This window comes from Streptomyces sp. NPDC050164, from assembly GCF_044459945.1.
Lineage (GTDB): Bacteria > Actinomycetota > Actinomycetes > Streptomycetales > Streptomycetaceae > Streptomyces > Streptomyces coeruleorubidus_A.
On record NZ_JBITJK010000012.1, the window covers coordinates 27,457 to 48,400 of the forward strand.

A 20,944-nucleotide genomic window follows, 5' to 3' on the forward strand; every position below is an offset into this window, starting at 1 on the left:
GGGGCCCGAACGCGTGCGTGCGGTGTGCCTCAGCCGGTGGCCGCGTCCGCGTCCGCGTTCGCCCGGACCGCCGGACGCCGGCTCGCTATCACCTTGCGGGCCAGCGACCGCGGACTGGTCAGGAAGCCCCAGCCCCACGACATATGCATGGTGACGAGCGCCACGGGGATCTGGAGCCGCGCCTTCAGCGGCAGCCCCTTGCCCGCCGGGACCGAGCCGAGCAGGATCGCCACGAGATAACCGCCGGGCACCACGAAACCCCACGGCGTCAGCAGCGCGCCCACCAGGAGCCCGGTCGCGATCGCGCACAGGGCGGTCGGCGGGGCGAGGTAGCGCAGGTTGATGGACCCCTCGTGGAAGCGGGCGACGACGTGCCGCCAGCGGCCGTAGTCCTTGTACTGCTTGGCGAGCGCCTTCACGCTCGGCCGCGGCCGGTACGACACCTTGAGCTCGGGCGAGAACCAGATCAGCCCGCCGGCCTCGCGGATACGGAAGTTCAGCTCCCAGTCCTGGGCGCGGATGAACTCCACGTTGTAGCCGCCCTGCCGCTCCAGCGCCTCGCGCCGGAAGACACCGAGATAGACGGTGTCGGCCGGGCCCGCCTCCCCGCCCGTGTGGAAGGAGGCGTTGCCCACCCCGATCTTCGAGGTCATCGCGGCGGCGACGGCGTGCTCCCAGTCGTTCTCGCCCTCGGCGTGCATGATGCCGCCGACGTTCTGCGCGCCGGTCGCCTCCAGGAGCCGTACCGCGGTGGCGATGTAGTTGGGCGAGAGCATGCCGTGCCCGTCGACGCGGACGACGATCGGGTGGCGGGAGGCGTTGATCGCCGCGTTCAGGGCGGCCGGCGTACGGCCGGTCGGGTTCGGCACGGTATGCACGCGCGGGTCTTCGGCCACGAGCTCGGCGGCGATCTCGTCCGTGCGGTCCGTGGACGGACCGAGGGCGATCACGACCTCCATCTCGCCGGCGTACTCCTGCGCGAGGATCGCTTGGACTGCTCCCCGCAGATGCCGTTCCTCGTTGAGGACAGGCATGATCACGGAAACGGCGGGGAGCCGCACGTCGGGATTGGCGTTCATAGGGGCCACACGTTACCGCGAACGGGGGACACCGGTGCGCGCCGCCGGGGCGATAGCGCGGGCCGCAGATCGTATCGGCCTACGGTTTCACGGATCCCACGTACGGCCGTCGTCCGGAGGTGTCCCCTTGCCCACGCCGCCGCGATCCCCTCGGTCCACCTCCGCCCCGCAGCGCCGCCCGCAGCCCTCCCCCGGGCACGCCCCGCGCAGGCCCGCGCCGCCCGTACGGCGCCGGAAACCGCGCTGGGGGATGCGGATGGTCACCACCCTGTCCGTGGTGGTCCTCGCGTCCGCCGGTATCGGGCACGCGGTGATGACCAGCCTGGACGCGGACATCGCCCGGGTCGACCCCTTCAAGGACATGAAGAACCGGCCGCAGGCGGGCCACGGCATGAACGTGCTGCTGGTCGGCACCGACGGCCGCGAGAAGATCAGCAAGGAGGAGCGGCGGAAGTACCGGCTGGGCGGGGCGCCCTGCCACTGCACCGACACGATCATGATCGTGCACATCTCGGAGGACCGGAAGCGGGCGAGTGTGGTCAGCCTGCCGCGCGACTCGTACGCCGTGATGCCCGCGCACGTCGACCGTACGACGGGCAAGCGGCACGGGGCGCACCCGGTCAAGCTGAACGCGGCGTACGCCGAGGGCGGGCCGCAGCTGACCGTGCGGACGGTCGAGAGCATGACGCAGGTGAAGATCGACCACTACCTGGAGGTCGACTTCACCAGCTTCATGAGGACGGTGGACGTGGTCGGGGGCGTAAAGATCTGCACCGCGGTCCCCCTGAAGGACAGCTACACCGGCCTGAACCTCCCGCCCGGACGGCACACGCTCGCCGGCGGGCAAGCACTCCAGTACGTACGCGCCCGGCACATCGACGGGGCCTCGGACCTCGGCCGGATGAAACGTCAGCAGCGCTTCATGGCGGCGCTCGTGGAACGGATCACCTCCTCGGGGCTCCTCCTCAACCCGATGAAGTTCCGGGACGTGACCCGGGCGGTACTCGGTTCGGTGCGGGCCGACAAGGGCTTCGGCACGGACGAGATGCTGGACCTGGGCCGGGCCATGCGGAACTTCTCCCCCTCCTCCTCCGAGTTCACGACCGTCCCGATCGGGCGGATGGGATACGCCGTGAAGGGCGTCGGCTCCACACTGAAGTGGGACCCCGTGAAGGCGGAGCGGCTCTTCGGCGCCCTGCGCGAGGACCAGCCGCTGTCGGTGCACCGGCCCCGCGGCGCGGCACGGATCGTCTCGGTCGCCCCCCAGCAGATCCGCGTCCAGGTGGAGAACGGCACCCGCACGCCCGGGCTGGGCCGCCGTGTCGACGCGGCCCTGGCCTCGACGGGCTTCCGTACGACCCGGGCCCCGGTGAACGCCGCCGCCCGCGACGTCAAGCGCACGATCATCGCCCACGACCCCCGCTGGGACCGCTCCGCCAAGTCCCTCGCCACGGCCTTGCCGGGCAGCGAACTCCGCCCGGTCAAGGGCCTGGGCGCGACCCTGAAGGTCATCGCGGGCACGGATTTCGAACGCGTACACAAGGTACGGGCCGAGGACCCGGGGCAGGGCGAGTTCGGGGTGGTGCGGGGGGATGAGGTGGCGTGCTCGTAGGGGCCGGGCAGGGGCGGTCGGGCCCCGGGCATTCGCGACGGCCGTTCGTCCCCCGCGGGCTCGCGCCGACTGATCGGGCCCCGCGGCTCTCGCCGTGGTCGGTCCTGCGGCGGTCACACCGGCCAGTCCTCCCTGGACACCCGCACCGACCGCTGCACGCCCCTGATGACGGCCGTTCGCCCCAGGTGGGCAAGTCCAGGTGCTCGGCGCCACCGCGCCCGCCCCGGTCGCCGGACTCGCGTCAGTCCCCGAACCCCTCCGCCGCCCGCTTCTCCCGCAGTTCCACGATCGCCCGCCGGCGGGCCAGGCGGTGGGTGCGGCGGATCTGGGCCTCCTGGTAGCGGCGCTTGTCGCGTTCGGTCTCCGGGAGGACCGGGGGGACCCGGCGGGGCTTGCCGTCGGCGTCGACGGCCGCGAAGACGAGGTAGGCGGAGCCGACCTGGGTGGGCGGGGCGGACTCGTTCCAGCGTTCGGCCAGGACGCGGACGCCGACCTCCATGGAGGTGCGGCCGGTCCAGTTGACCTGCGCCTTGACGTGGACCAGGTCACCGACGCGGACCGGCTCCAGGAAGGCCATCTCGTCCATGGACGCGGTGACGGCCGGCCCGCCGGAGTGCCGCCCGGCCACGGCACCCGCCGCGTCGTCCACCAGCTTCATGATCACCCCGCCGTGCACCGTCCCCAGAAGGTTCGTGTCGTTGTGGGTCATGATGTGGCTGAGGGTGGTGCGGGAGGCCGAAGTCGGCTTGCCCGGGATATCCGGAGTGCCGGATTCCGCGGCTGGGGCCTGGTCTGTCATGGCCCCTACCTTATGCCGAGGCGGCATGAGGGGATTTTGTGTCAGCTTCGCCACAGCCGTGCTCTGATTTTCCGACGACTCTTGTATGCCGTACTACGGGGGCCTGCACACTGGGGCGCATGAACAATTGGTCCGAGGGATGGTCCGACGACAACCGCGGCAGCCGGTACGGACGCGGAAGCGCGAGCGCACAGCCCGAGAGCGCCCGCGTGATGCGGCAGGTCCGCCGCGGTCCGGCGCCGTCGCCCGGACAGGGTGCCTACGGCGGCGCAGCGCCGTACGCCGGCGGGGTACCGCAGCAGCCGTCGTACGTCGACGGCGGCTACGCCGAGCCGCCGGGCGCCTACGACAGCGGCTACAACACCGGCCAGGTCTACGGCTCCCCCGGCGGCAGAGGCCCCGGCGGCCCGGGCGACGGCATGTACGAGCCGCGCCCCGCGCCGAACTGGCGCCGCCGTATCAAGGTGACGGCCATCATGGTCGTGACGGTGCTGGTCGTGACGAGCGTCGCCACGTACTTCTGGGCCGACTCCAAGCTCAACCGCGACGTCGACCTGTCGAAGGTCATCGACCGTCCGGAGGCGGGCGAGGGCACGAACTACCTGATCGTCGGCTCCGACAGCCGCGCGGGCATGTCGGCCGAGGAGAAGAAGAAGCTGCACACCGGGTCCGCCGAGGGCAAGCGCACGGACTCGATGATGATCCTGCACACCGGCAGCAACGGCCCGACGCTGATCTCGCTACCGCGTGACTCGAACGTCACGATCCCGTCGTTCAAGGGCTCCGACTCCGGCAAGTTTTACCCGGCCACGGGTCGCCAGGTGAAGCTGAACGCGGCGTACGCGGAGGACGGCCCCGAGCTGCTGGTCCGTACCGTCGAGGCCAACACGGGCCTGCACATCGACCACTACGTGGAGATCGGCTTCGGCGGCTTCGCGAACATCGTGGACGCGGTCGGCGGTGTCGAGATGGACATCCCGCAGGACATCAAGGACAAGAAGTCGGGCGCGGACCTCAAGAAGGGCAAGCAGACCCTCACCGGCGAGCAGGCCCTCGCCTTCGTCCGCACCCGCTACGCGCTCGCGGGCTCCGACCTGGACCGTACGAAGAACCAGCAGAAGTTCCTGTCGGCCCTGGCCAACCAGGTCGCCACCCCGAGCACGATCCTCAACCCGTTCAGGCTGTACCCGACCATGGGCGCGGGTCTGGACTCCCTCGTGGTCGACAAGGACATGGGCCTGTTCGACCTGGGGTCCATGTTCTGGGCGATGAAGGGCGTCAGCGGCGGCGAGGGCAAGTCGATGAACATGCCGATCTCGGGCAACTCCGCGAACGGCAACCTCCAGTGGGACACCACGAAGATGAAGACGCTGGTGAACCAGCTGAAGAACGACGAGACGGTCACCGTCTCGGGCAACTGAGCACCGGCATGCGTCGGGGGCACCCACGGGGGTGCCCCCGACTGCTGTGAGGCGGTCCTCACATCGTGGCGGCCGACATCGAGCGGCACATCTCGGCACAGCGGCGACACGCCTCGGCGCAGCGCATCATCTGGGCGTCGTCCGGCATGGACATACACGCCTCGGCGCACATGTCACAGGCCCGGGCGCACATCGCGCACATCTCGGCCGACAGCGGCGAGCGGCGCATCATCATGTCGGCGCACATACGCGTCATCTCGGCGCAGTCCATGACCGCGCGCATGATCTGCATCTGGGCCTGGCCGCCCATCTGCAGGCAGGAGCTCATGGTCTCCTCGCACACGCTGTGGCAGGTCATGCACGCCTGGACGCACTCCTGCATCTCCTTGCTCAGCGGGGTCATGGTGGGCTGCTGGGTCATGATTCCTCCCGGGGGACGGCGAGAGCCGGGGGTCGACCCTCGTGCCTTCCGTCCTACGCCTGCCCGGCCTCGGCCGCCACGGGGCGGAAGGAAGGAATCCGCCATGCGTGCGTCAGGGTAGGCCGCCGGGGCAAAACGCAGGTCGCCCTCCTGGCTGGGCAGGAGGGCGACCCGAGGAACGGAACGACGGGCTCACGGCAGGTTTCGCGCCATCACGATGCGCTGGACCTGGTTCGTCCCTTCGTATATCTGTGTGATTTTGGCGTCGCGCATCATGCGCTCCACCGGGTAGTCACGGGTGTAGCCGTACCCGCCGAGGAGCTGGACCGCGTCCGTGGTGACCTCCATGGCCACGTCCGAGGCGAAGCACTTGGCGGCGGCGCCCAGGTAGGTGAGGTCGCTGTCGCCGCGCTCGGAGGCGGCTGCGGCCTGGTAGGTCAGGGCGCGGGCGGCCGAGATCTTCATGGCCATGTCGGCGAGCATGAACTGGATGCCCTGGAAGTCGGCGATCGGCTTGCCGAACTGCTTGCGCTCCTTGACGTAGCCCTTGGCGTAGTCGAGGGCGCCCTGGGCGATGCCGAGGGCCTGGGCGGCGATCGTGATGCGGGTGTGGTCCAGGGTCTTCATGGCTGTCGCGAAACCCGTGCCCTCCTCGCCGATCATGCGGTCGGCGGGGATACGGACGTTGTCGAGGTAGACCTCGCGGGTCGGGGAGCCCTTGATGCCGAGCTTCTTCTCCGGGGCACCGAAGGAGACACCCTCGTCCGACTTCTCGACGACGAAGGCGGAGATGCCCTTGGAGCGCTTGGCCGGGTCCGTGACCGCCATCACCGTGTAGAAGTCGGACTCGCCCGCGTTGGTGATCCAGCGCTTCACGCCGTTGAGGACGTAGTGGTCGCCGTCGCGGACGGCCTTCGTCTTCATGCCGGCGGCGTCGGAGCCGGCGTCCGGCTCGGACAGGCAGTACGAGAACATGCCGTCGCCCTTGGCGAGCGGGGCCATGTACTTCTTCTTCAGCGCCTCGGAGCCGGAGAGGATCACCGGGAGCGAACCCAGCTTGTTCACCGCGGGGATGAGGGAGGACGAGGCGCAGACGCGTGCGACCTCCTCGATCACTATGACGGTCGCCAGGGCGTCGGCGCCCGAGCCGCCGTACTCCTCGGGTACGTGCACGGCGTGCAGGTCGTTCGCGACCAGTGCCTCGAGCGCCTCCTGCGGGAAGCGGGCCTCCTCGTCCACCGCGGCGGCGTACGGTGCGATCTTCGCCTCGGCCAGCGAGCGGACGGCGTCACGGAGCATGTCGTGCTCCTCGGACGGGCGGTACAGGTCGAAGTCAGCCGATCCGGCCAAGGTCTCTCACGCTCCAAAACGCTGCGATGGTGACGCTAACTACCGTTAAGTAATCAAAAGTTTATGGGGTCGCCCACCAGAGGGATACGTGACCTAGACGACAGCGGGAAAGTTGCCCCGTGAAGCGCGTTCCCATGCCCCGGCTATGCTCGGGCGCGCACCTGCCGTAGACCCCTGGAGCACCCATGGCCCTGAAGATCACCGTGATCGGCACCGGTTATCTCGGCGCGACACACGCGGCGGCCATGGCCGAGCTGGGCTTCGAGGTGCTCGCCCTCGACGTCGTGCCCGAGAAGATCGAGATGCTGGAGCGCGGCGAGGCCCCGATGTACGAGCCGGGGCTCGACGAGCTGCTGCGCCGGCACGTCGCCGGTTTCGAGGGTTCCAGCGGGCGGCTGCGCTTCACCCAGGACTGGGCCGAGGTCGGTGCCTTCGGCGATGTGCACTTCGTCTGCGTGAACACCCCGCAGCGGCACGGCGAGTACGCCTGTGACATGAGTTACGTCGACTCCGCCTTCGCCTCGCTCGCCCCGCATCTGCACGGTCCCGCCCTGGTCGTCGGCAAGTCGACCGTGCCCGTCGGCTCCGCCGACCGGCTGGCGGCCTACCTGTCCGCGCACGCGCCCGCCGGAGAGGACGCCGAGCTGGCCTGGAACCCGGAGTTCCTGCGCGAGGGCTTCGCGGTCGACGACACGCTGCACCCCGACCGGATCGTGGTCGGCGTGCGCAGCGAACGCGCCGAGAAGCTGCTGCGGGAGGTGTACGCCACGCCGATCGCCGAGGGCTCGCCGTTCGTGGTGACCGACTTCCCGACGTCCGAGCTGGTGAAGACCTCCGCGAACTCCTTCCTCGCCACGAAGATCTCGTTCATCAACGCCATGGCGGAGGTGTGCGAGGCGGCAGGCGGTGACGTGGCCAAGCTGGCGGAGGCCATCGGCTACGACGACCGGATCGGGAAGAAGTTCCTGCGGGCCGGGATCGGGTTCGGTGGCGGATGTCTGCCGAAGGACATCCGCGCCTTCATGGCGCGGGCCGGTGAGCTGGGTGCCGACCAGGCGCTGACGTTCCTGCGGGAGATCGACTCCATCAACATGCGCCAGCGCGGGCAGATGGTGGAGCTGGCCCGGCAGGCGCTGGGCGGCGGGCCGTTCCTCGGCAAGCGCGTCGCGGTGCTGGGCGCGACCTTCAAGCCCGACTCGGACGACGTACGGGACTCCCCCGCACTGAACGTCGCCGGGCAGATCCACCTCCAGGGCGGCCAGGTCACGGTCTACGACCCCAAGGGCATGGACAACGCCCGCCGCGTCTTCCCGACCCTCGGCTACGCCGACTCGGCGCTGGATGCCGTACGCGGCGCCGACATCGTGCTGCACCTGACGGAGTGGCGGGAGTTCCGGGAGCTGGACACCGAGGCCCTCGGCGAGGTCGCGGCGGCCCGGGTCATCCTCGACGGCCGCAACGCCCTCGACCCGGAGCGCTGGCGCAAGGCCGGGTGGACGTACCGGGCGATGGGGCGGCCGAACGCCTGAGTCCGACCGACCGGACGTACGACAGGAGTCGCCCGGACAGCAGGTGACCGATCTGCTGAACCACGACAGCCACGTGAAGACGCACACGGTCTGGGCCGGGCAGATGCTCAAGCCCACCGCGGTCCGCGACAACAGGGTGGGCGCCGCTCCGGCCGGGGCTCAGCCGGCCGGAGCGGCGCCCGCTCCATTCTCCACACCATCGCCATGCTTCGGGAACCGCCTTCCGAGGAGACCGGGATGACGACCGTCACCCTGCCCACGGTCCCTCTCGCGCCACAGCCGCGCGACGGCGCCGACCGCCGGCTGCCCGGCCGGTACACCGTGACCCCCGGCCGCTCGCTCATCGAACTCACCGCCTGGTGCGGACCGTTGCCGCTCCTGCGCCGTCGCGTCACGCTCGGCGAGGCCTCCCTCACCGTGTCGGAGGACGCCGAACACCCCTCGTTCCGCTACGAGTTCGACGACCGCCTGCTTTCCGCCGCGTGCCCGGCTGCCGTACCGGCTGCTGCGCCGCGCCACCGTGGCCACCCGGTTTCGGCTGCTGGTCGCGGCGGAGTTCGCGTGAGGGCGGCCCGGCGGACGGCCCGGGGTGGCGCCGTGTCCGCCGTCCTGGCGCTCCGCGCCCTGCCGCTGCTGCCCGGGCAGGCGTCGGCGGCCTCGTACAGGCCGCCGACGACACGCATGCCGTCCTCGTCGCCGTCCTCCGTCTTCCCGGCGGCCGTGGGCCAGTCACCGCAGGCGTCCCCGTCGTCCCCGGCCGCACAGGTCGCGCAACAGCCGCAGACCCGGACGACCGCTTCTGCCACCCGCCCCCTCGCCCCATGCTCGTGCCGACCGGCATCGTCGCCGGGGTAGCGGTGCTGTGCCTGCTCCCGGTCGGCTCCCGGGCGTCCGCTCCCCAGGCGCCCCGGGCGCCCCGGGTGGAGGAGGCGTAGGCCTTCACGTAAGTCAGCCGCAGGTCAGCCCTTCGCCCGGTAGCGGCGCATCTTCGCCCGGGCCCCGCAGACCTGCATCGAGCACCAGCGGCCGCGGCCGGCCGGACTGCGGTCGTAGTACGCCCAGAGGCAGTCGGCGGCCTCACAGGCCTTGAGCCTGCTCCAGGTGCCCGCGACCAGCGCCTCGGCGACGGCGGCTGCGACCCGGGAGAGCAGGGGGCTCTCGTCGGCCGGGGCGAGGGTCGCCGAGCCGTCCCGCCGGTCGACCGCCACCAGCAGCGGCGCCCCGGCCAGCAGTTCGCCCAGCGGCGTCACCTCGCGGTGCGGCGGGTGGCCCGCGTGGGCGAGCAGGGCCGCGCGCAGGGACTCGCGCAGTGCGCGGGCGTCCCCGACCTCGTCCGGCGTGATCCCGAAGCGTGCCCGGCCCTCCGCCGTGTCCAGCGAGTCGGCGCCCGACTCGATGTCCAGCGTGTTCACCAGGGCCTCGACCAGGGCCAGGCCGCCGGGCGCGGGCGATCTCTCCGTCATGGCTGGACCGTACCTCTCGGGTACCTCTCGGATTTCCCCTTGCGAGGTTACCGCCAATAGCACAGCATGGAGTAACGGTTACCGGTTACTTGGCCGTGTAGGTAACGCTGACGGGTAACAGCCATTTCAAGGAGGAAGTCATGGCTCTCGCCAAGCTGGGTGTCGTCGTCCTGGACTGTCCCGACCCGCGCGCACTGGCCGGCTTCTACGCCGAGGTGCTCGGCGGCACTCCCACGGTGGAGGCCGACGACTCGGGCGAGTGGGTCGACCTGAAGGTGCCGGGCGGACCGGCGCTGGCCTTCCAGGAAGCTCCCGGGTACGTGCCGCCGAAGTGGCCGTCGCCCGACCACTCGCAGCAGTTCCATCTCGATCTGGACGTGGAGGACCTGGACGCGGCCGAGAAGGGCGTGCTGGCGCTCGGCGCGAAGCCGCTGGACGCCGAGGACCGGACAAGGACCTTCCGGGTTTACGCCGACCCGGCCGGGCACCCGTTCTGCCTCTGCGCCTGCTGACACCGGGAGGCCCCATGTCCGCTGTGGCACGTTTCCGTTCCGTCGTCGTCGACTGCCCCGACCCGCGCGAGCTGGCCCGTTTCTACGCGCAGGTCGGGGGCGGCACCCCCGAGGACGACGACCCGGACTGGGTGGTGCTGCGGATCCCCGACGGGCCGCGGCTCGCCTTCCAGCGCTCGCCCGGGTACACCCCGCCGGAGTGGCCCCGGGCCGACCGCGACGCCCAGCAGTTCCACCTGGACTTCGACGGCGGGTCGACCTGGGAGGAGATCGACGCGGCCGAGGAGCGGGTGCTGGCGCTGGGGGCGCGGGTGCTGGACCGGGAGGACTACGAGAAGAAGGACTTCCGGGTGTACGCCGACCCGGTGGGGCATCCGTTCTGCCTGTGCCGGATCGAGCGCACCACCTGAGTCACCTGCCTGCCGGTCACCCGTCCAGCTCGGAGATGGTCGCCGCCGACGGCTCGCGTCGCTGCTGGGAGGCGCGGGCGGTGAAGTCGGCGCCGCGCAGCACCCGCTGGACGTTTCCCCAGGTCAGAAGGGCCACGTCGGCCTCGTCCCAGCCGCGCCGCAGCAACTCGGCGATCAGCCGCGGATAGCAGGAGGTGTCGCCGAGCCCCTGCGGGTGGGCCGAGCCCGAGTCGTACGTGCCGGACAGCCCGACGCACTGCGCACCGGCCACGGCCCGGATGTGGTCCAGATGGTCGGCGACGTCGCGGACGGTCGGGCCGGTCTGCTCGGCGGTCAGCGGCACCAGGCACAGCCCCTTGGCCGCGCCCAGCTCCGCCAGCAGGTCGTCGGGGAGGTTGACCGGGTGGGGGCGTAGGGCGCGGGCGGCGGAGCGGCTGCACAGCACGGGCGCCCGGGAGAGGCTCAGGACCCGGCGGACGGTCGGCGCGGAGGCGCCGGAGAGGTCCACGATCACGCCGAGCCGGTTCATCTCGCGCACGACCTCCTCGCCGAACCGCGTCAGCCCCGCGTCGCTCGCCCAGGACACGCCGGTCAGCGTCAGTACGCGCAGGCCGAGGAAGTGCAGCTGGCGCAGGATGCCCAGCGAGTCGCCCACGGCCGCGGCCCCGGCGGGACCGAGGAGCACGGCGACGCGGCCGCAGTTGCGGGCGTCCGCGACCTGCCCTGCCGTGCAGACCGGCCGCAGTCCCTCGTCGCAGGTCCGGGCGACGGCCTTGGCCAGGTCCAGCTGCTCCAGGGTGGCGCCGACGGCCCGGTCGCCGTCCAGGCCCTCCGGCAGGTGCAGCGACCAGAACAGCGCACCCACATGCCCGCGGCGCAGGCGGGGCACGTCCGTGTCGACGGTGCCCTCGCCCTCCTCCAGGTCGTAGTAGGACAGCCGCTTGAGCGCCCAGGGCAGTCCGTTGTAGCCGTCGGCCACGGGGTAGGCGGCGAGGACGGCTCGGGCCCGGGTCATCGGCTCGTCGTCCGGGTCGCAGACGGGCTCGTAGGGCTCCGCCGCCATGACGGCCTCGTCGGGGTACGGCTCGGCCAGGTCGTCGAACTCTCCGGCCGCGGCGATGGGGCGCAGGTCGTCCTGGAGGTCTGCCATGGCGGCTCCGTACGGTTGTTCGTGAGGTACGGTCACCGTCGCATGGAGCGCTGAAGGGTTCCTGGTGGGCGGGGCGTTCGGGGTACGGTCCCGCCCTCGTGCGGCGACGCTCTCAGGGCAGCCGGGCCACCTCGATCACCTCGTCCAGGGTGTCCCGGGAACGGACCAGGTCGGCGATCATCCGGTCGATGCGGGCGCGCTCGGCGGTGAGATCGGCGACCAGGTTGGGCGTGGCGCGGGCCGAGGGCCCGCCGTCCTTGTCCCGCATGCACGGCAGCAGCTGGACGATCTTCTCGCTGCACAATCCCGCCGCGAACAGCTCCTGGATCCGGATGACCCGGTCCACGGCCGCCTCCGGGTACTCCCGGTGCCCGCCGGGCGTCCGCTCGGCGGTGAGCATCCCCTGTTTCTCGTAGTAGCGCAGCGACCGCTCGCTCACGTTGGTGCGCCGGGCCAGTTCACCGATCCGCACGTCCACTCCCGGACTTGAATCTGACATGAGTGTCAGGTTCTAGCGTACGGGCATGACGCAGTACACGACAGCACTCTTCGAACCGGCTCGTCTCTCCGGGCTGGACCTGCCCAACCGTCTGGTGATGGCGCCCCTGACCCGCAACCGGGCCGAGGCCGACGGCACTCCGACCCCGCTCATGGCCACGTACTACGCCCAGCGCGCCTCCGCCGGGCTGATCATCGCCGAGGCCGCGACGCCGAACGCGGTCGGGCAGACGTACCCGAACATCACCGCCGTCCACAGCCAGGCGCACGTGGCCGGCTGGCGGCAGGTCACGGACGCGGTGCGGGACGCGGGCGGCCGGATGTTCCTCCAGCTCCAGCACGGCGGCCGGGTCGGCCACCCCGCGACCAGCGGGCTGACGCCGGTCGCTCCCTCGCCCGTACCGCTCCCCGAGACGATCTTCACGCCGGAGGGTCACCGGCCGGCCGTGGTGCCCAGGGAGATGACCGCCGAGGACATCCGCATCACCGTCGCCGACTTCGCACGCGCCGCCCGGAACGCGATCGACGCCGGGTTCGAGGGAGTGGAGGTGCACTCCGCCAACGGCCATCTGCTGCACCAGTTCCTCGCCCGCAACACCAACCTCCGCACCGACGGCTACGGCGGGCCGGTCGCCGCCAGGATCCGGTTCACGGCCGAGGTGACCGAGGCCGTGGCCGCCGAGATCGGAGCCGACCGGGTGGGGCTCAGGGTCTCCCCCGGCAACACCGTCAACGGCATCGACGAGGGCGAGACCGAGGAGATCTACCCGGCGCTCGTCGAGCGGCTCGGCGGGCTGGGGCTCGCGTATCTGCACCTGGTGCGGTCCGACCCGGACACGGCGGTGTTCCGGAAGGTGCGCGCCGCATGGCCGGGCGTGCTCATCGGCAATCCGGTGCTGAAGGAGATGTCGCCGCGGGAGGTGCTCGCCTCGTCCGAGGCGCTGCTGGCCGCGGGTGCCGACCTGATAGCCCTCGGCCGGCCCTTCCTCGCCAATCCCGACCTGGTGACCCGGCTCCGGCTCGGGGCGCCGCTGAACGAGATGCGCGACCGGTACTTCATGTACGTGGGCGGGGCGACCGGCTACACCGACTACCCCGCCCTCGACGCTCAGCCGTCGAGCGAGTCGAGCGACTCGATCGTGGCGTTGGACGGCGACCGCGTGGCCTGAAGGCCCCGTGCCACGCCCTCGGCCGCGTCGAGCACCCGCACCGCGTTCTTCCAGGTCAGCTTCGCCAGGTCGGCCTTCGACCAGCCGCGGTCCAGCAGCTCCGCGATCAGGTTCGGGTAGCCGGAGACGTCGTCCAGGCCGTCGGGGGTGAAGGCCGTGCCGTCGTAGTCGCCGCCGATGCCGAGGTGGTCGATGCCGGCCACCTCGCGCATGTGGTCCAGGTGGTCGGCGACCGTGGCCACCGTCGCGACGGGGCGCGGGTGCCGCTCCTCGAAGGCGCGGTGGACCTTCATCGCCTCCGCTGTGGTGTCGAGGTGGTGGAAGCCGTGGGCGCGCATGTTCTCGTCGGCCGCGGCGGTCCAGTCGACCGCGGCCTGGAGCACGAACTTCGGCACGAACGTCACCATCGCCATGCCGCCGCCCGCGGCCAGCCGCTCCAGGACGTCGTCCGGGATGTTGCGCGGGTGGTCGCACACGGCCCGCGCCGAGGAGTGGGAGAAGATCACCGGGGCGGAGCTCGTGTCGAGCGCGTCGCGCATGGTCGTCGCCGCCACGTGGGAGAGGTCGACGAGCATGCCGAGCCGGTTCATCTCCCGCACGACCTGCCGGCCGAACGCGGTGAGGCCGCCGGCCCGCGGCTCGTCGGTCGCGGAGTCCGCCCAGTCCACGTTGTCGTTGTGGGTGAGGGTCAGATAGCGCACGCCGAGCCCGTACAGACCGCGCAGGGTGCCCAGGGAGTTGGCGATGGAGTGGCCGCCCTCCGCTCCCATGAGGGAGGCGATCCGGCCCTCCCGGCGCGCGGCCGTCATGTCGGCGGCCGTCAGCGCGGGCCGCAGGTCCTGCGGGTGCCGGTCGATCAACTGCCGTACGCAGTCGATCTGTTCGAGCGTGGCCGCGACCGGGTCGGGCGAGTCCGTGCGGACGAACACCGACCAGTACTGCGCACCGACCCCGCCCGCGCGCAGCCGCGGGATGTCGGTGTGCAGGTGGGCGCTCTGGTCGGCGGCGACATCGCGGGCGTCGAGGTCGTAGCGGACCTGCTCGCGCAGCGCCCAGGGCAGGTCGTTGTGCCCGTCGGCGACGGGGAACTCGGCGAGGAGCGCGCGGGCGTCGTCGAGGGACGTCATGCGATCACTTCCCGAAGCCGAAGCCGCCGCTCGCGCCCTCGACCTTGGAGCGCAGGCGTTTGCCCTTCTCGGTGGCCTGGTCGTTCAGCTCCTGCTGGAACTCGCGCATGCGGGCGCGCAGGTCCTCGTCGTGCGCGGCGAGGATCCGGGCCGCCAGCAGACCGGCGTTGCGGGCACCGGCGACGGAGACCGTGGCGACCGGGACACCGGCCGGCATCTGCACGATCGACAGGAGGCTGTCCATGCCGTCGAGGTACTTCAGCGGCACGGGCACGCCGATGACCGGCAGCGGTGTCACGGAGGCGAGCATGCCGGGCAGGTGGGCGGCGCCGCCGGCCCCGGCGATGATCACCTTGAGCCCGCGGCCGTCGGCCTGCTCGCCGTAGGCGACCATCTCGCGCGGCATGCGGTGCGCGGAGACGACGTCGACCTCGTAGGCGATCTCGAACTCGTCGAGGGCCTTGGCGGCGGCCTCCATGACGGGCCAGTCGCTGTCCGACCCCATGACGATGCCAACAACAGGGCTCATTCGGTGATGGTGCCTCTCAGGTAGCCGGCAGCGTGACGGGCGCGCTCCAGCACGTCGTCCAGGTCGTCGCCGTAGGTGTTGACGTGGCCGACCTTGCGGCCGGGCTTCACGTCCTTGCCGTACATGTGGATCTTGAGCTGGGGGTCGCGGGCCATGCAGTGCAGGTACGCGGAGTACATGTCCGGGTAGTCGCCGCCGAGGACGTTGACCATGACGGTCCACTTGGCGCGCGGGCGCGGGTCGCCGAGGGGCAGGTCCAGGACCGCCCGGACGTGGTTGGCGAACTGGCTGGTGACGGCGCCGTCCATCGACCAGTGGCCGGAGTTGTGCGGGCGCATCGCCAGTTCGTTGACGAGGATGCGGCCGTCGCGGGTCTGGAACAGCTCGACGGCGAGGTGGCCGACGACGCCGAGTTCCTTGGCGATGTTCAGCGCCATCTCCTCGGCCCGCAGGGCGAGGGCCTCGCCGAGGCCGGGGGCGGGCGCGATCACCGTGTCGCAGACGCCGTTCACCTGGCGGGACTCCACGACCGGGTAGGCGACGGCCTGGCCGTGCGGGGAGCGTACGACGTTGGCGGCGAGCTCGCGGACGAAGTCGACCTTCTCCTCGGCGAGCACCGGGACACCGGCCTTGAACGGGTCGGCGGCGTCCTCGACGGAGTCGACGACCCACACGCCCTTGCCGTCGTAACCGCCGCGGACGGTCTTGAGGACGACGGGAAAGCCGTCGCCCTCCGCGGCGAAGGCCGCCACGTCCTGCGGATCGGAAACGATTCTGTGTCTGGGGCAGGGCACGCCGATCGCGTCGAGCCTCGCGCGCATCACGCCCTTGTCCTGGGCGTGCTGAAGCGCGTCGGGGCCGGGGCGCACGGGGATGCCGTCCGCCTCCAGGGCCCTGAGGTGCTCGGTGGGTACGTGTTCGTGATCGAAGGTGATCACGTCGCACCCGCGGGCGAACTCGCGCAGCGTGTCGAGGTCGCGGTAGTCGCCTACGACGACATCGCTCACGACCTGCGCAGCTGAGTCCTGCGGGGTGTCACTGAGGAGCTTGAACCTGATGCCGAGCGGGATGCCTGCCTCGTGTGTCATACGAGCGAGCTGGCCCCCGCCGACCATGCCGACTACCGGGAACGTCACTCCCCCAGGGTATCGGCCGCGCCAGGGTGGCCGGTTTCCTGCCCCTCCCCGGCCCTGCCCGGACCATCTCCGGCCGTCCACCCGCGTCCGCAGGAAGATCGCGCGGGAGGGTGGTTAGCATGGCTGGGTTGACGCCAACCACGGACGGGGGCCTGCACGACCATGGAACATGGTGCCTCGCGGCTCCGACGGCTCGTTCACGAAGTCGCCAAGTTCGGCGCGGTGGGCGGGGCCGGGGTGCTGGTCAACCTCCTCGTGTTCAACCTGGTACGGCATGTCACCGACCTCCAGGTGGTGCGCGCGAGCGTCATCGCGACCGTCGTCGCGATCATCTTCAACTACGTCGGCTTCCGCTACTTCACCTACCGCGACCGCGACAAGACCCGCCGTACGCGGGAGATGTCCCTGTTCCTGCTGTTCAGCGCGGTCGGGCTGGTCATCGAGAACGGCGTCCTCTACGTGGCGACGTACAGCTTCGGCTGGAACACCCCGCTCCAGAACAACATCTTCAAGTTCCTCGGCATCGGCATCGCCACGCTGTTCCGCTTCTGGTCGTACCGCAGCTGGGTGTTCCGCGCCCTTCCGGGCCGTGAGGCGGTGGCGGGCGCGGAATCGATCCTGAAGGGCGAACGGGCCAGGCGGTCGCGGGCCGGGGAGCGGGTGCCGTAGGGGGTGTCCTGAGCCGCGTCAGCGGATCATCGGCTCGTCCTCGCCGCCGTGGGACTTCCCGACCGGCGTGCGGGACAGGAACAGGGCGAACACCGGGGGCTTGGTCTGGAGCATCTCCAGGCGGCCGCCGTCCGCTTCCGCGAGGTCGCGGGCCACGGCCAGGCCGATGCCCGTGGAGTTGCGGCCGCTGATCGCCCGCTCGAAGATGCGGGCGCCGAGGTCGGCGGGGACGCCGGGGCCCTCGTCCGTGACCTCGATGACGGCCTGGTTGCCGGTGACTCGGGTGCGCAGCGCCACCGTGCCGCCGCCGTGCATCAGGGAGTTCTCGATCAGCGCGGCCAGCACCTGCGCGACCGCTCCGGGGGTACCCACGGCCTCCAGATGCCGCTTGCCGGAGCTGACGATCGCCCGGCCCGCGCTGCGGTAGGCGGGGCGCCACTCGGCGAGCTGCTGCTGGATGACCTCGTCGAGGTCGAAGGTGACGGCGGAGCCGGTGCGCGGATCGCGGGAGTTCGTCAGCAGCCGCTCCACGACGTCCGTGAGCCGCTCGACCTGGGTCAGCGCGATCGTCGCCTCGTCCTTCACCGTGTCCGGGTCGTCGGTGAGGGTGATCTCCTCCAGCCGCATCGACAGCGCCGTCAGCGGCGTCCGCAGCTGGTGGGAGGCGTCCGCGGCCAGCCGCCGCTCTGCGGTCAGCATGCGCGCGATGCGCTCGGCCGAGCCGTCCAGCACGTCCGCCACCCGGTCCAGCTCGGGCACGCCGTACCGCTTGTGCCGTGGGCGCGGATCGCCCGAGCCGAGCCGCTCGGCCGTCTCCGCGAGGTCGGTCAGCGGCGACGCGAGCCGGTTCGCCTGGCGCACCGCCAGCAGCACCGCGGCCACCACCGCCAGCAGCGCGACCAGCCCGATGATCAGCAGGGTGCGGCCGACCTCCCGGGTCACCGAGGAGCGCGGCTCCTGGACGGTGACCGTCTCGCCCTCCTCGCCGGGCGCGGTCGCGGTGATCACGTCCCCGGACGGCTTGGAGCCGACCTCGATGGGCTCCTCCCCGGGGATCCGGATCACCGCGTAGTAGTGGTCCTGCGTGACCTGCTTGCGCAGCACCTCCGCGTCGACCTGCTGGGCGACGAAGAGCCGGCTGTCGACGATGCTGGCCAGCCGGACCGCCTCGGACTCCACCCGCTCCTGGGCGCTGTTGCTGATCGTCCTGGTCTCGACGATGACGAGGGAGACGCCGAAGACGGCGATCACGACGAGGACCACGGCGAGCGTGGACTGGATCAGTCGGCGGCGCATGTCCTGTTACCCGTGCTTACCCGTGCCTGCCCCGCGGCTCAGCTCTTCTCGAAGCGGAAGCCCACACCCCGCACGGTGGCGATGTAGCGGGGGTTGGCCGCGTCGTCGCCGAGCTTCTTGCGCAGCCAGGAGATGTGCATGTCGAGGGTCTTGGTCGACGACCACCAGGTCGTGTCCCAGACCTCGCGCATCAGCTGGTCGCGGGTGACGACCCGGCCGGCGTCGCGCACCAGCACCCGCAGCAGGTCGAACTCCTTGGCGGTGAGCTGGAGCTCCTCCTCGCCCATCCAGGCGCGGTGCGACTCGACGTCGATCCGCACGCCGTGGGTGGCGGGCGGCTGCTGCGGCTCGGCGGCACCGCGGCGCAGCAGGGCGCGGACGCGGGCGAGCAGCTCGGCGAGCCGGAACGGCTTGGTGACGTAGTCGTCGGCGCCCGCGTCGAGTCCGACGACGGTGTCCACCTCGTCGGCGCGGGCGGTCAGGATGAGGATCGGGATGCTGTGGCCTTCGCCACGCAGGCGGCGGGCCACCTCCAGACCGTCCATGCCGGGCAGACCCAGGTCGAGCACGACCAGGTCGACGCCGCCCTGCATTCCGGCGTCGAGAGCGGTGGGTCCGTCCTCACGCACCTCGACCTCGTAGCCCTCCCGGCGCAGAGCACGGGCCAGCGGCTCCGAGATGGACGCGTCGTCCTCGGCGAGCAGTACACGGGTCATGAGGTGATGGTAGACCTGCGAGGCCCTGAGCTGGGGTGTGACCGGAAGCCTTGATTCTTACCCGTGGCACACCCGTTTCTTACGTTCCGCGGGTATGCGTATAAACCTCCGACTGTGGGGTGCGATCCCGGTAAGGACCATGGAAATGGTGCTTACGGTTCCCCCGGCACCTGTGATCCGTGTCTCAAGTCCTTCCATATGCGGCAGTGTCCTGCCGTATGGTGAATCAACGCCTGTAGCACCATGGCGACCTTCGGAGGCTGTTTGCCCCTGGAGGTCTCTTTTGTGTGCGGGCTGGTCCCCACCAGCCCCGAACCGGAAACGACCTGTGGCCGGGCCTCGTCGTGCGGATACGCGCGTAGAGGCGTGGCCCCCGGTGGCGACCGCCCACCGCTCCGTGCCCCGGAGCGGACCCCCCGTAGGCGTCGGGCGGACGGCCGTACGCACCGGTGCCGGCAGCCCCCCACCGGGCGCACCACCGCTGCCGCGGAGCGCGTCCCGACCAGCAAGGAACGACCATGGCGTCCAGCCTGACGAAGGACTCGGCCCGTCCGGGCACCCCCGGTTCCGAGAAGACCTTCTTCGGCCACCCCCGCGGACTGGCCACTTTGTTCATGACCGAGATGTGGGAGCGGTTCTCCTACTACGGCATGAGGGCCCTGCTCCCGCTGTACCTGGTGGCCCCCGGTGGCCTGCACCTGAGCGCGGGCACGGCGACGGCGATCTACGCCGTGTACCTGTCCCTGGTGTACCTGCTCACCCTGCCCGGCGGCTGGTTCGCCGACCGTGTGCTCGGTCCCCGCAAGACGGTCGCCGTCGCGGGCCTGGTCATCATGCTCGGCCACCTGTGCCTGGCGCTGCCCGCGGCCGCGAGCTTCTACGTCGGCCTGGGCCTGGTCGCCATCGGTTCCGGTCTGCTGAAGGCCAACATCTCCACGATGGTCGGCCACCTCTACGACGGCCCGGAGGACCCGCGCCGGGACGGTGGCTTCACCGTCTTCTACATCGGCATCAACCTCGGCGCCTTCGTCGCCCCGCTGGTCATCGGCACCGTCGGCGAGAACGTCAACTGGCACCTGGGCTTCGCCCTGGCCGCGCTCGGCATGGCGCTGGGCCTCGTCCAGTTCCTGCTCGGCGGCCGCCACCTGAACCCGAGGAGCAGCGAGGTCCCGACCCCGCTGTCGCCCGCCGAGAAGGCCGCCACCCTGCGCAAGGGCCTGATCTGGCTGGCCGTCGCCGTGGTCTTCTACGGCCTGGTCGGCGGCACCGGCCACTTCACCCTGAACTGGGCGCTGATCCCGCTCACGCTCCTCGGCCTGATCGTGCCGATCCTGGTCATCACCCGCATCCTGCGCGACAAGGACCTGGACTCCGGCGAGCGCTCGAAGGTGTCGGCGTACGTCTGGTTCTTCGTCGCCGCCGCCGTCTTCTGGATGATCTACGACCAGGGCGGCTCGACCCTGTCGCTCTTCGCCAGCGAGAAGGCCGACAACACCGTCTTCGGCTGGGAGTTCCCGGTCTCCTGGTACCAGTCGGTCAACCCGGTCCTGATCATGGCCCTGGCGCCCGTCTTCGCCTGGCTGTGGCTGTGGCTGAACCGGCGTGGCAAGGAGCCGAGCACCATCGTGAAGTTCGCCTCCGGCCTGGTGCTGGTGGGTGTGTCCTTCTTCCTCTTCCTCGCCCCGCTGTCGATCGCGGAGGGCGGTCACAAGGCCGCGGCGATGTGGCTGGTCGCGGTCTACTTCGTGCAGACCGTCGGCGAGCTGACGCTGTCGCCGGTGGGCCTGTCCGTGACGACGAAGATGGCGCCGGCGAAGTACGCCTCGCAGATGATGGGCGTCTGGTTCCTCGCGGTCACCGCGGGCGACTCCGTCACCGCGCTGCTGTCCAACCCGGCCGTCGGCGGGATCAACCTGGACCGGACGGGATTCGTGGCGCTGGAGGCGGCGCTGGCCGTGGTCGCCGGTTTCGCGGTGTACATGTTCCGCAAGAAGGTCAAGGGGCTCATGGGCGACGTCCGCTGATCGCCTGAGCCTGAGAGGGGCCGTCGCACCTGCG

Annotated in this window: 21 protein-coding genes; 9 read left to right on the forward strand and 12 right to left on the reverse strand. The window is 71.0% G+C overall.

Annotation, left to right across the window (positions count from 1 at the left end):
• Positions 1–29 precede the first annotated feature (29 nt).
• A complete protein-coding gene (locus ACIBNA_RS18320; protein ID WP_399166225.1) occupies positions 30–1,079 on the reverse strand; it encodes a glycosyltransferase family 2 protein in 1,050 nt (349 codons plus the stop codon).
• Between the two features lie 250 nt (positions 1,080–1,329).
• Between ACIBNA_RS18320 and ACIBNA_RS18325 the strand changes: the two genes are divergently transcribed.
• The gene (locus ACIBNA_RS18325; protein WP_399166365.1) at positions 1,330–2,691 is read left to right on the forward strand and encodes an LCP family protein; all 1,362 of its coding nucleotides are present in this window, start codon (positions 1,330–1,332) and stop codon (positions 2,689–2,691) included.
• Positions 2,692–2,932: 241 nt separating this feature from the next.
• Here the strand turns inward: ACIBNA_RS18325 and ACIBNA_RS18330 are convergent, their stop codons facing one another.
• Positions 2,933–3,490 carry an acyl-CoA thioesterase gene (locus ACIBNA_RS18330; protein WP_399166226.1) on the reverse strand — a complete coding sequence of 186 codons (558 nt, stop codon included), beginning with the start codon at positions 3,488–3,490 and terminating at the stop codon, positions 2,933–2,935.
• A 119-nt stretch (positions 3,491–3,609) separates the two neighbouring features.
• Here ACIBNA_RS18330 and ACIBNA_RS18335 point away from each other — a divergent pair, with 119 nt between their 5' ends.
• Positions 3,610–4,911, forward strand: coding sequence for an LCP family protein (locus ACIBNA_RS18335; protein WP_399166227.1), 1,302 nt, complete (start codon positions 3,610–3,612; stop codon positions 4,909–4,911).
• 58 nt (positions 4,912–4,969) lie between these two features.
• Here ACIBNA_RS18335 and ACIBNA_RS18340 read toward each other — a convergent pair whose 3' ends face one another.
• Both ACIBNA_RS18340 and ACIBNA_RS18345 read right to left on the reverse strand, forming a co-directional pair.
• Positions 4,970–5,332 carry a four-helix bundle copper-binding protein gene (locus tag ACIBNA_RS18340; protein WP_399166228.1) on the reverse strand — a complete coding sequence of 121 codons (363 nt, stop codon included), beginning with the start codon at positions 5,330–5,332 and terminating at the stop codon, positions 4,970–4,972.
• A 192-nt stretch (positions 5,333–5,524) separates the two neighbouring features.
• Positions 5,525–6,682, reverse strand: a complete 1,158-nt coding sequence (locus ACIBNA_RS18345) for an acyl-CoA dehydrogenase (RefSeq protein WP_399166229.1) — start codon at positions 6,680–6,682, stop codon at positions 5,525–5,527.
• Between the two features lie 185 nt (positions 6,683–6,867).
• Here ACIBNA_RS18345 and ACIBNA_RS18350 point away from each other — a divergent pair, with 185 nt between their 5' ends.
• Entirely contained in the window at positions 6,868–8,211 is a 1,344-nt protein-coding gene (locus ACIBNA_RS18350) for a UDP-glucose/GDP-mannose dehydrogenase family protein (RefSeq protein WP_274816764.1), read from the forward strand.
• A gap of 237 nt (positions 8,212–8,448) precedes the next feature.
• On the forward strand, positions 8,449–9,066 hold the full coding sequence (locus tag ACIBNA_RS18355) for a hypothetical protein (protein WP_399166230.1): 618 nt from the start codon (positions 8,449–8,451) through the stop codon (positions 9,064–9,066).
• 104 nt (positions 9,067–9,170) lie between these two features.
• Here ACIBNA_RS18355 and ACIBNA_RS18360 read toward each other — a convergent pair whose 3' ends face one another.
• Entirely contained in the window at positions 9,171–9,674 is a 504-nt protein-coding gene (locus ACIBNA_RS18360) for a CGNR zinc finger domain-containing protein (RefSeq protein WP_399166231.1), read from the reverse strand.
• Positions 9,675–9,814: 140 nt separating this feature from the next.
• Here ACIBNA_RS18360 and ACIBNA_RS18365 point away from each other — a divergent pair, with 140 nt between their 5' ends.
• Together ACIBNA_RS18365 and ACIBNA_RS18370 are read left to right on the forward strand one after the other, a co-directional pair.
• Complete coding sequence (locus ACIBNA_RS18365) at positions 9,815–10,186, forward strand: VOC family protein (protein ID WP_399166232.1); 372 nt, start codon at positions 9,815–9,817, stop codon at positions 10,184–10,186.
• 14 nt (positions 10,187–10,200) lie between these two features.
• The gene (locus ACIBNA_RS18370; protein WP_399166233.1) at positions 10,201–10,596 is read left to right on the forward strand and encodes a VOC family protein; all 396 of its coding nucleotides are present in this window, start codon (positions 10,201–10,203) and stop codon (positions 10,594–10,596) included.
• Positions 10,597–10,612: 16 nt separating this feature from the next.
• Here ACIBNA_RS18370 and ACIBNA_RS18375 read toward each other — a convergent pair whose 3' ends face one another.
• Both ACIBNA_RS18375 and ACIBNA_RS18380 read right to left on the reverse strand, forming a co-directional pair.
• The gene (locus ACIBNA_RS18375; protein ID WP_399166234.1) at positions 10,613–11,746 is read right to left on the reverse strand and encodes a dipeptidase; all 1,134 of its coding nucleotides are present in this window, start codon (positions 11,744–11,746) and stop codon (positions 10,613–10,615) included.
• Between the two features lie 112 nt (positions 11,747–11,858).
• Positions 11,859–12,218, reverse strand: coding sequence for a MerR family transcriptional regulator (locus ACIBNA_RS18380; RefSeq protein WP_399166366.1), 360 nt, complete (start codon positions 12,216–12,218; stop codon positions 11,859–11,861).
• Positions 12,219–12,270: 52 nt separating this feature from the next.
• On the opposite strand from ACIBNA_RS18380, the gene ACIBNA_RS18385 reads away from it, so the two are divergent.
• Entirely contained in the window at positions 12,271–13,413 is a 1,143-nt protein-coding gene (locus ACIBNA_RS18385; protein ID WP_399166235.1) for an alkene reductase, read from the forward strand.
• On the opposite strand, the gene ACIBNA_RS18390 is transcribed toward ACIBNA_RS18385, so the two are convergent.
• From ACIBNA_RS18390 to ACIBNA_RS18400, 3 genes are read right to left on the reverse strand one after another with little or no spacing between them, the layout of a single operon-like run.
• The gene (locus tag ACIBNA_RS18390) at positions 13,353–14,540 is read right to left on the reverse strand and encodes a dipeptidase (protein ID WP_399166236.1); all 1,188 of its coding nucleotides are present in this window, start codon (positions 14,538–14,540) and stop codon (positions 13,353–13,355) included. The genes ACIBNA_RS18385 and ACIBNA_RS18390 overlap by 61 nt on opposite strands.
• A 4-nt stretch (positions 14,541–14,544) precedes the next feature.
• The gene (gene purE, locus ACIBNA_RS18395; RefSeq protein ID WP_274816773.1) at positions 14,545–15,069 is read right to left on the reverse strand and encodes a 5-(carboxyamino)imidazole ribonucleotide mutase; all 525 of its coding nucleotides are present in this window, start codon (positions 15,067–15,069) and stop codon (positions 14,545–14,547) included.
• Positions 15,066–16,205 carry a 5-(carboxyamino)imidazole ribonucleotide synthase gene (locus ACIBNA_RS18400; protein ID WP_399166237.1) on the reverse strand — a complete coding sequence of 380 codons (1,140 nt, stop codon included), beginning with the start codon at positions 16,203–16,205 and terminating at the stop codon, positions 15,066–15,068. Before ACIBNA_RS18400 ends, purE begins: the two co-directional genes overlap by 4 nt.
• 162 nt (positions 16,206–16,367) lie before the next feature.
• Here ACIBNA_RS18400 and ACIBNA_RS18405 point away from each other — a divergent pair, with 162 nt between their 5' ends.
• Entirely contained in the window at positions 16,368–16,874 is a 507-nt protein-coding gene (locus tag ACIBNA_RS18405) for a GtrA family protein (protein ID WP_399166238.1), read from the forward strand.
• A gap of 18 nt (positions 16,875–16,892) precedes the next feature.
• On the opposite strand, the gene ACIBNA_RS18410 is transcribed toward ACIBNA_RS18405, so the two are convergent.
• Together ACIBNA_RS18410 and ACIBNA_RS18415 are read right to left on the reverse strand one after the other, a co-directional pair.
• Positions 16,893–18,170, reverse strand: coding sequence for an ATP-binding protein (locus ACIBNA_RS18410; RefSeq protein WP_399166239.1), 1,278 nt, complete (start codon positions 18,168–18,170; stop codon positions 16,893–16,895).
• A 38-nt stretch (positions 18,171–18,208) separates the two neighbouring features.
• The gene (locus ACIBNA_RS18415) at positions 18,209–18,886 is read right to left on the reverse strand and encodes a response regulator transcription factor (protein WP_010034575.1); all 678 of its coding nucleotides are present in this window, start codon (positions 18,884–18,886) and stop codon (positions 18,209–18,211) included.
• A gap of 518 nt (positions 18,887–19,404) precedes the next feature.
• On the opposite strand from ACIBNA_RS18415, the gene ACIBNA_RS18420 reads away from it, so the two are divergent.
• On the forward strand, positions 19,405–20,910 hold the full coding sequence (locus tag ACIBNA_RS18420; protein ID WP_399166240.1) for a peptide MFS transporter: 1,506 nt from the start codon (positions 19,405–19,407) through the stop codon (positions 20,908–20,910).
• The last annotated feature ends 34 nt before the right edge of the window (positions 20,911–20,944 follow it).

What these genes read in the sequence shown, in the direction of transcription:
- purE (WP_274816773.1), bottom strand. Translation starts at nt 15,069, where the DNA reads ATGAGCCCTGTTGTTGGCATCGTCATGGGGTCGGACAGCGACTGGCCC.
- ACIBNA_RS18355 (WP_399166230.1), top strand. Translation starts at nt 8,449, where the DNA reads ATGACGACCGTCACCCTGCCCACGGTCCCTCTCGCGCCACAGCCGCGC.
- ACIBNA_RS18320 (WP_399166225.1), bottom strand. Translation starts at nt 1,079, where the DNA reads ATGAACGCCAATCCCGACGTGCGGCTCCCCGCCGTTTCCGTGATCATG.
- ACIBNA_RS18420 (WP_399166240.1), top strand. Translation starts at nt 19,405, where the DNA reads ATGGCGTCCAGCCTGACGAAGGACTCGGCCCGTCCGGGCACCCCCGGT.
- ACIBNA_RS18340 (WP_399166228.1), bottom strand. Translation starts at nt 5,332, where the DNA reads ATGACCCAGCAGCCCACCATGACCCCGCTGAGCAAGGAGATGCAGGAG.
- ACIBNA_RS18330 (WP_399166226.1), bottom strand. Translation starts at nt 3,490, where the DNA reads ATGACAGACCAGGCCCCAGCCGCGGAATCCGGCACTCCGGATATCCCG.
- ACIBNA_RS18405 (WP_399166238.1), top strand. Translation starts at nt 16,368, where the DNA reads ATGGAACATGGTGCCTCGCGGCTCCGACGGCTCGTTCACGAAGTCGCC.
- ACIBNA_RS18385 (WP_399166235.1), top strand. Translation starts at nt 12,271, where the DNA reads ATGACGCAGTACACGACAGCACTCTTCGAACCGGCTCGTCTCTCCGGG.
- ACIBNA_RS18415 (WP_010034575.1), bottom strand. Translation starts at nt 18,886, where the DNA reads ATGACCCGTGTACTGCTCGCCGAGGACGACGCGTCCATCTCGGAGCCG.
- ACIBNA_RS18410 (WP_399166239.1), bottom strand. Translation starts at nt 18,170, where the DNA reads ATGCGCCGCCGACTGATCCAGTCCACGCTCGCCGTGGTCCTCGTCGTG.
- ACIBNA_RS18370 (WP_399166233.1), top strand. Translation starts at nt 10,201, where the DNA reads ATGTCCGCTGTGGCACGTTTCCGTTCCGTCGTCGTCGACTGCCCCGAC.
- ACIBNA_RS18375 (WP_399166234.1), bottom strand. Translation starts at nt 11,746, where the DNA reads ATGGCAGACCTCCAGGACGACCTGCGCCCCATCGCCGCGGCCGGAGAG.
- ACIBNA_RS18360 (WP_399166231.1), bottom strand. Translation starts at nt 9,674, where the DNA reads ATGACGGAGAGATCGCCCGCGCCCGGCGGCCTGGCCCTGGTCGAGGCC.
- ACIBNA_RS18365 (WP_399166232.1), top strand. Translation starts at nt 9,815, where the DNA reads ATGGCTCTCGCCAAGCTGGGTGTCGTCGTCCTGGACTGTCCCGACCCG.
- ACIBNA_RS18350 (WP_274816764.1), top strand. Translation starts at nt 6,868, where the DNA reads ATGGCCCTGAAGATCACCGTGATCGGCACCGGTTATCTCGGCGCGACA.
- ACIBNA_RS18335 (WP_399166227.1), top strand. Translation starts at nt 3,610, where the DNA reads ATGAACAATTGGTCCGAGGGATGGTCCGACGACAACCGCGGCAGCCGG.
- ACIBNA_RS18390 (WP_399166236.1), bottom strand. Translation starts at nt 14,540, where the DNA reads ATGACGTCCCTCGACGACGCCCGCGCGCTCCTCGCCGAGTTCCCCGTC.
- ACIBNA_RS18325 (WP_399166365.1), top strand. Translation starts at nt 1,330, where the DNA reads ATGCGGATGGTCACCACCCTGTCCGTGGTGGTCCTCGCGTCCGCCGGT.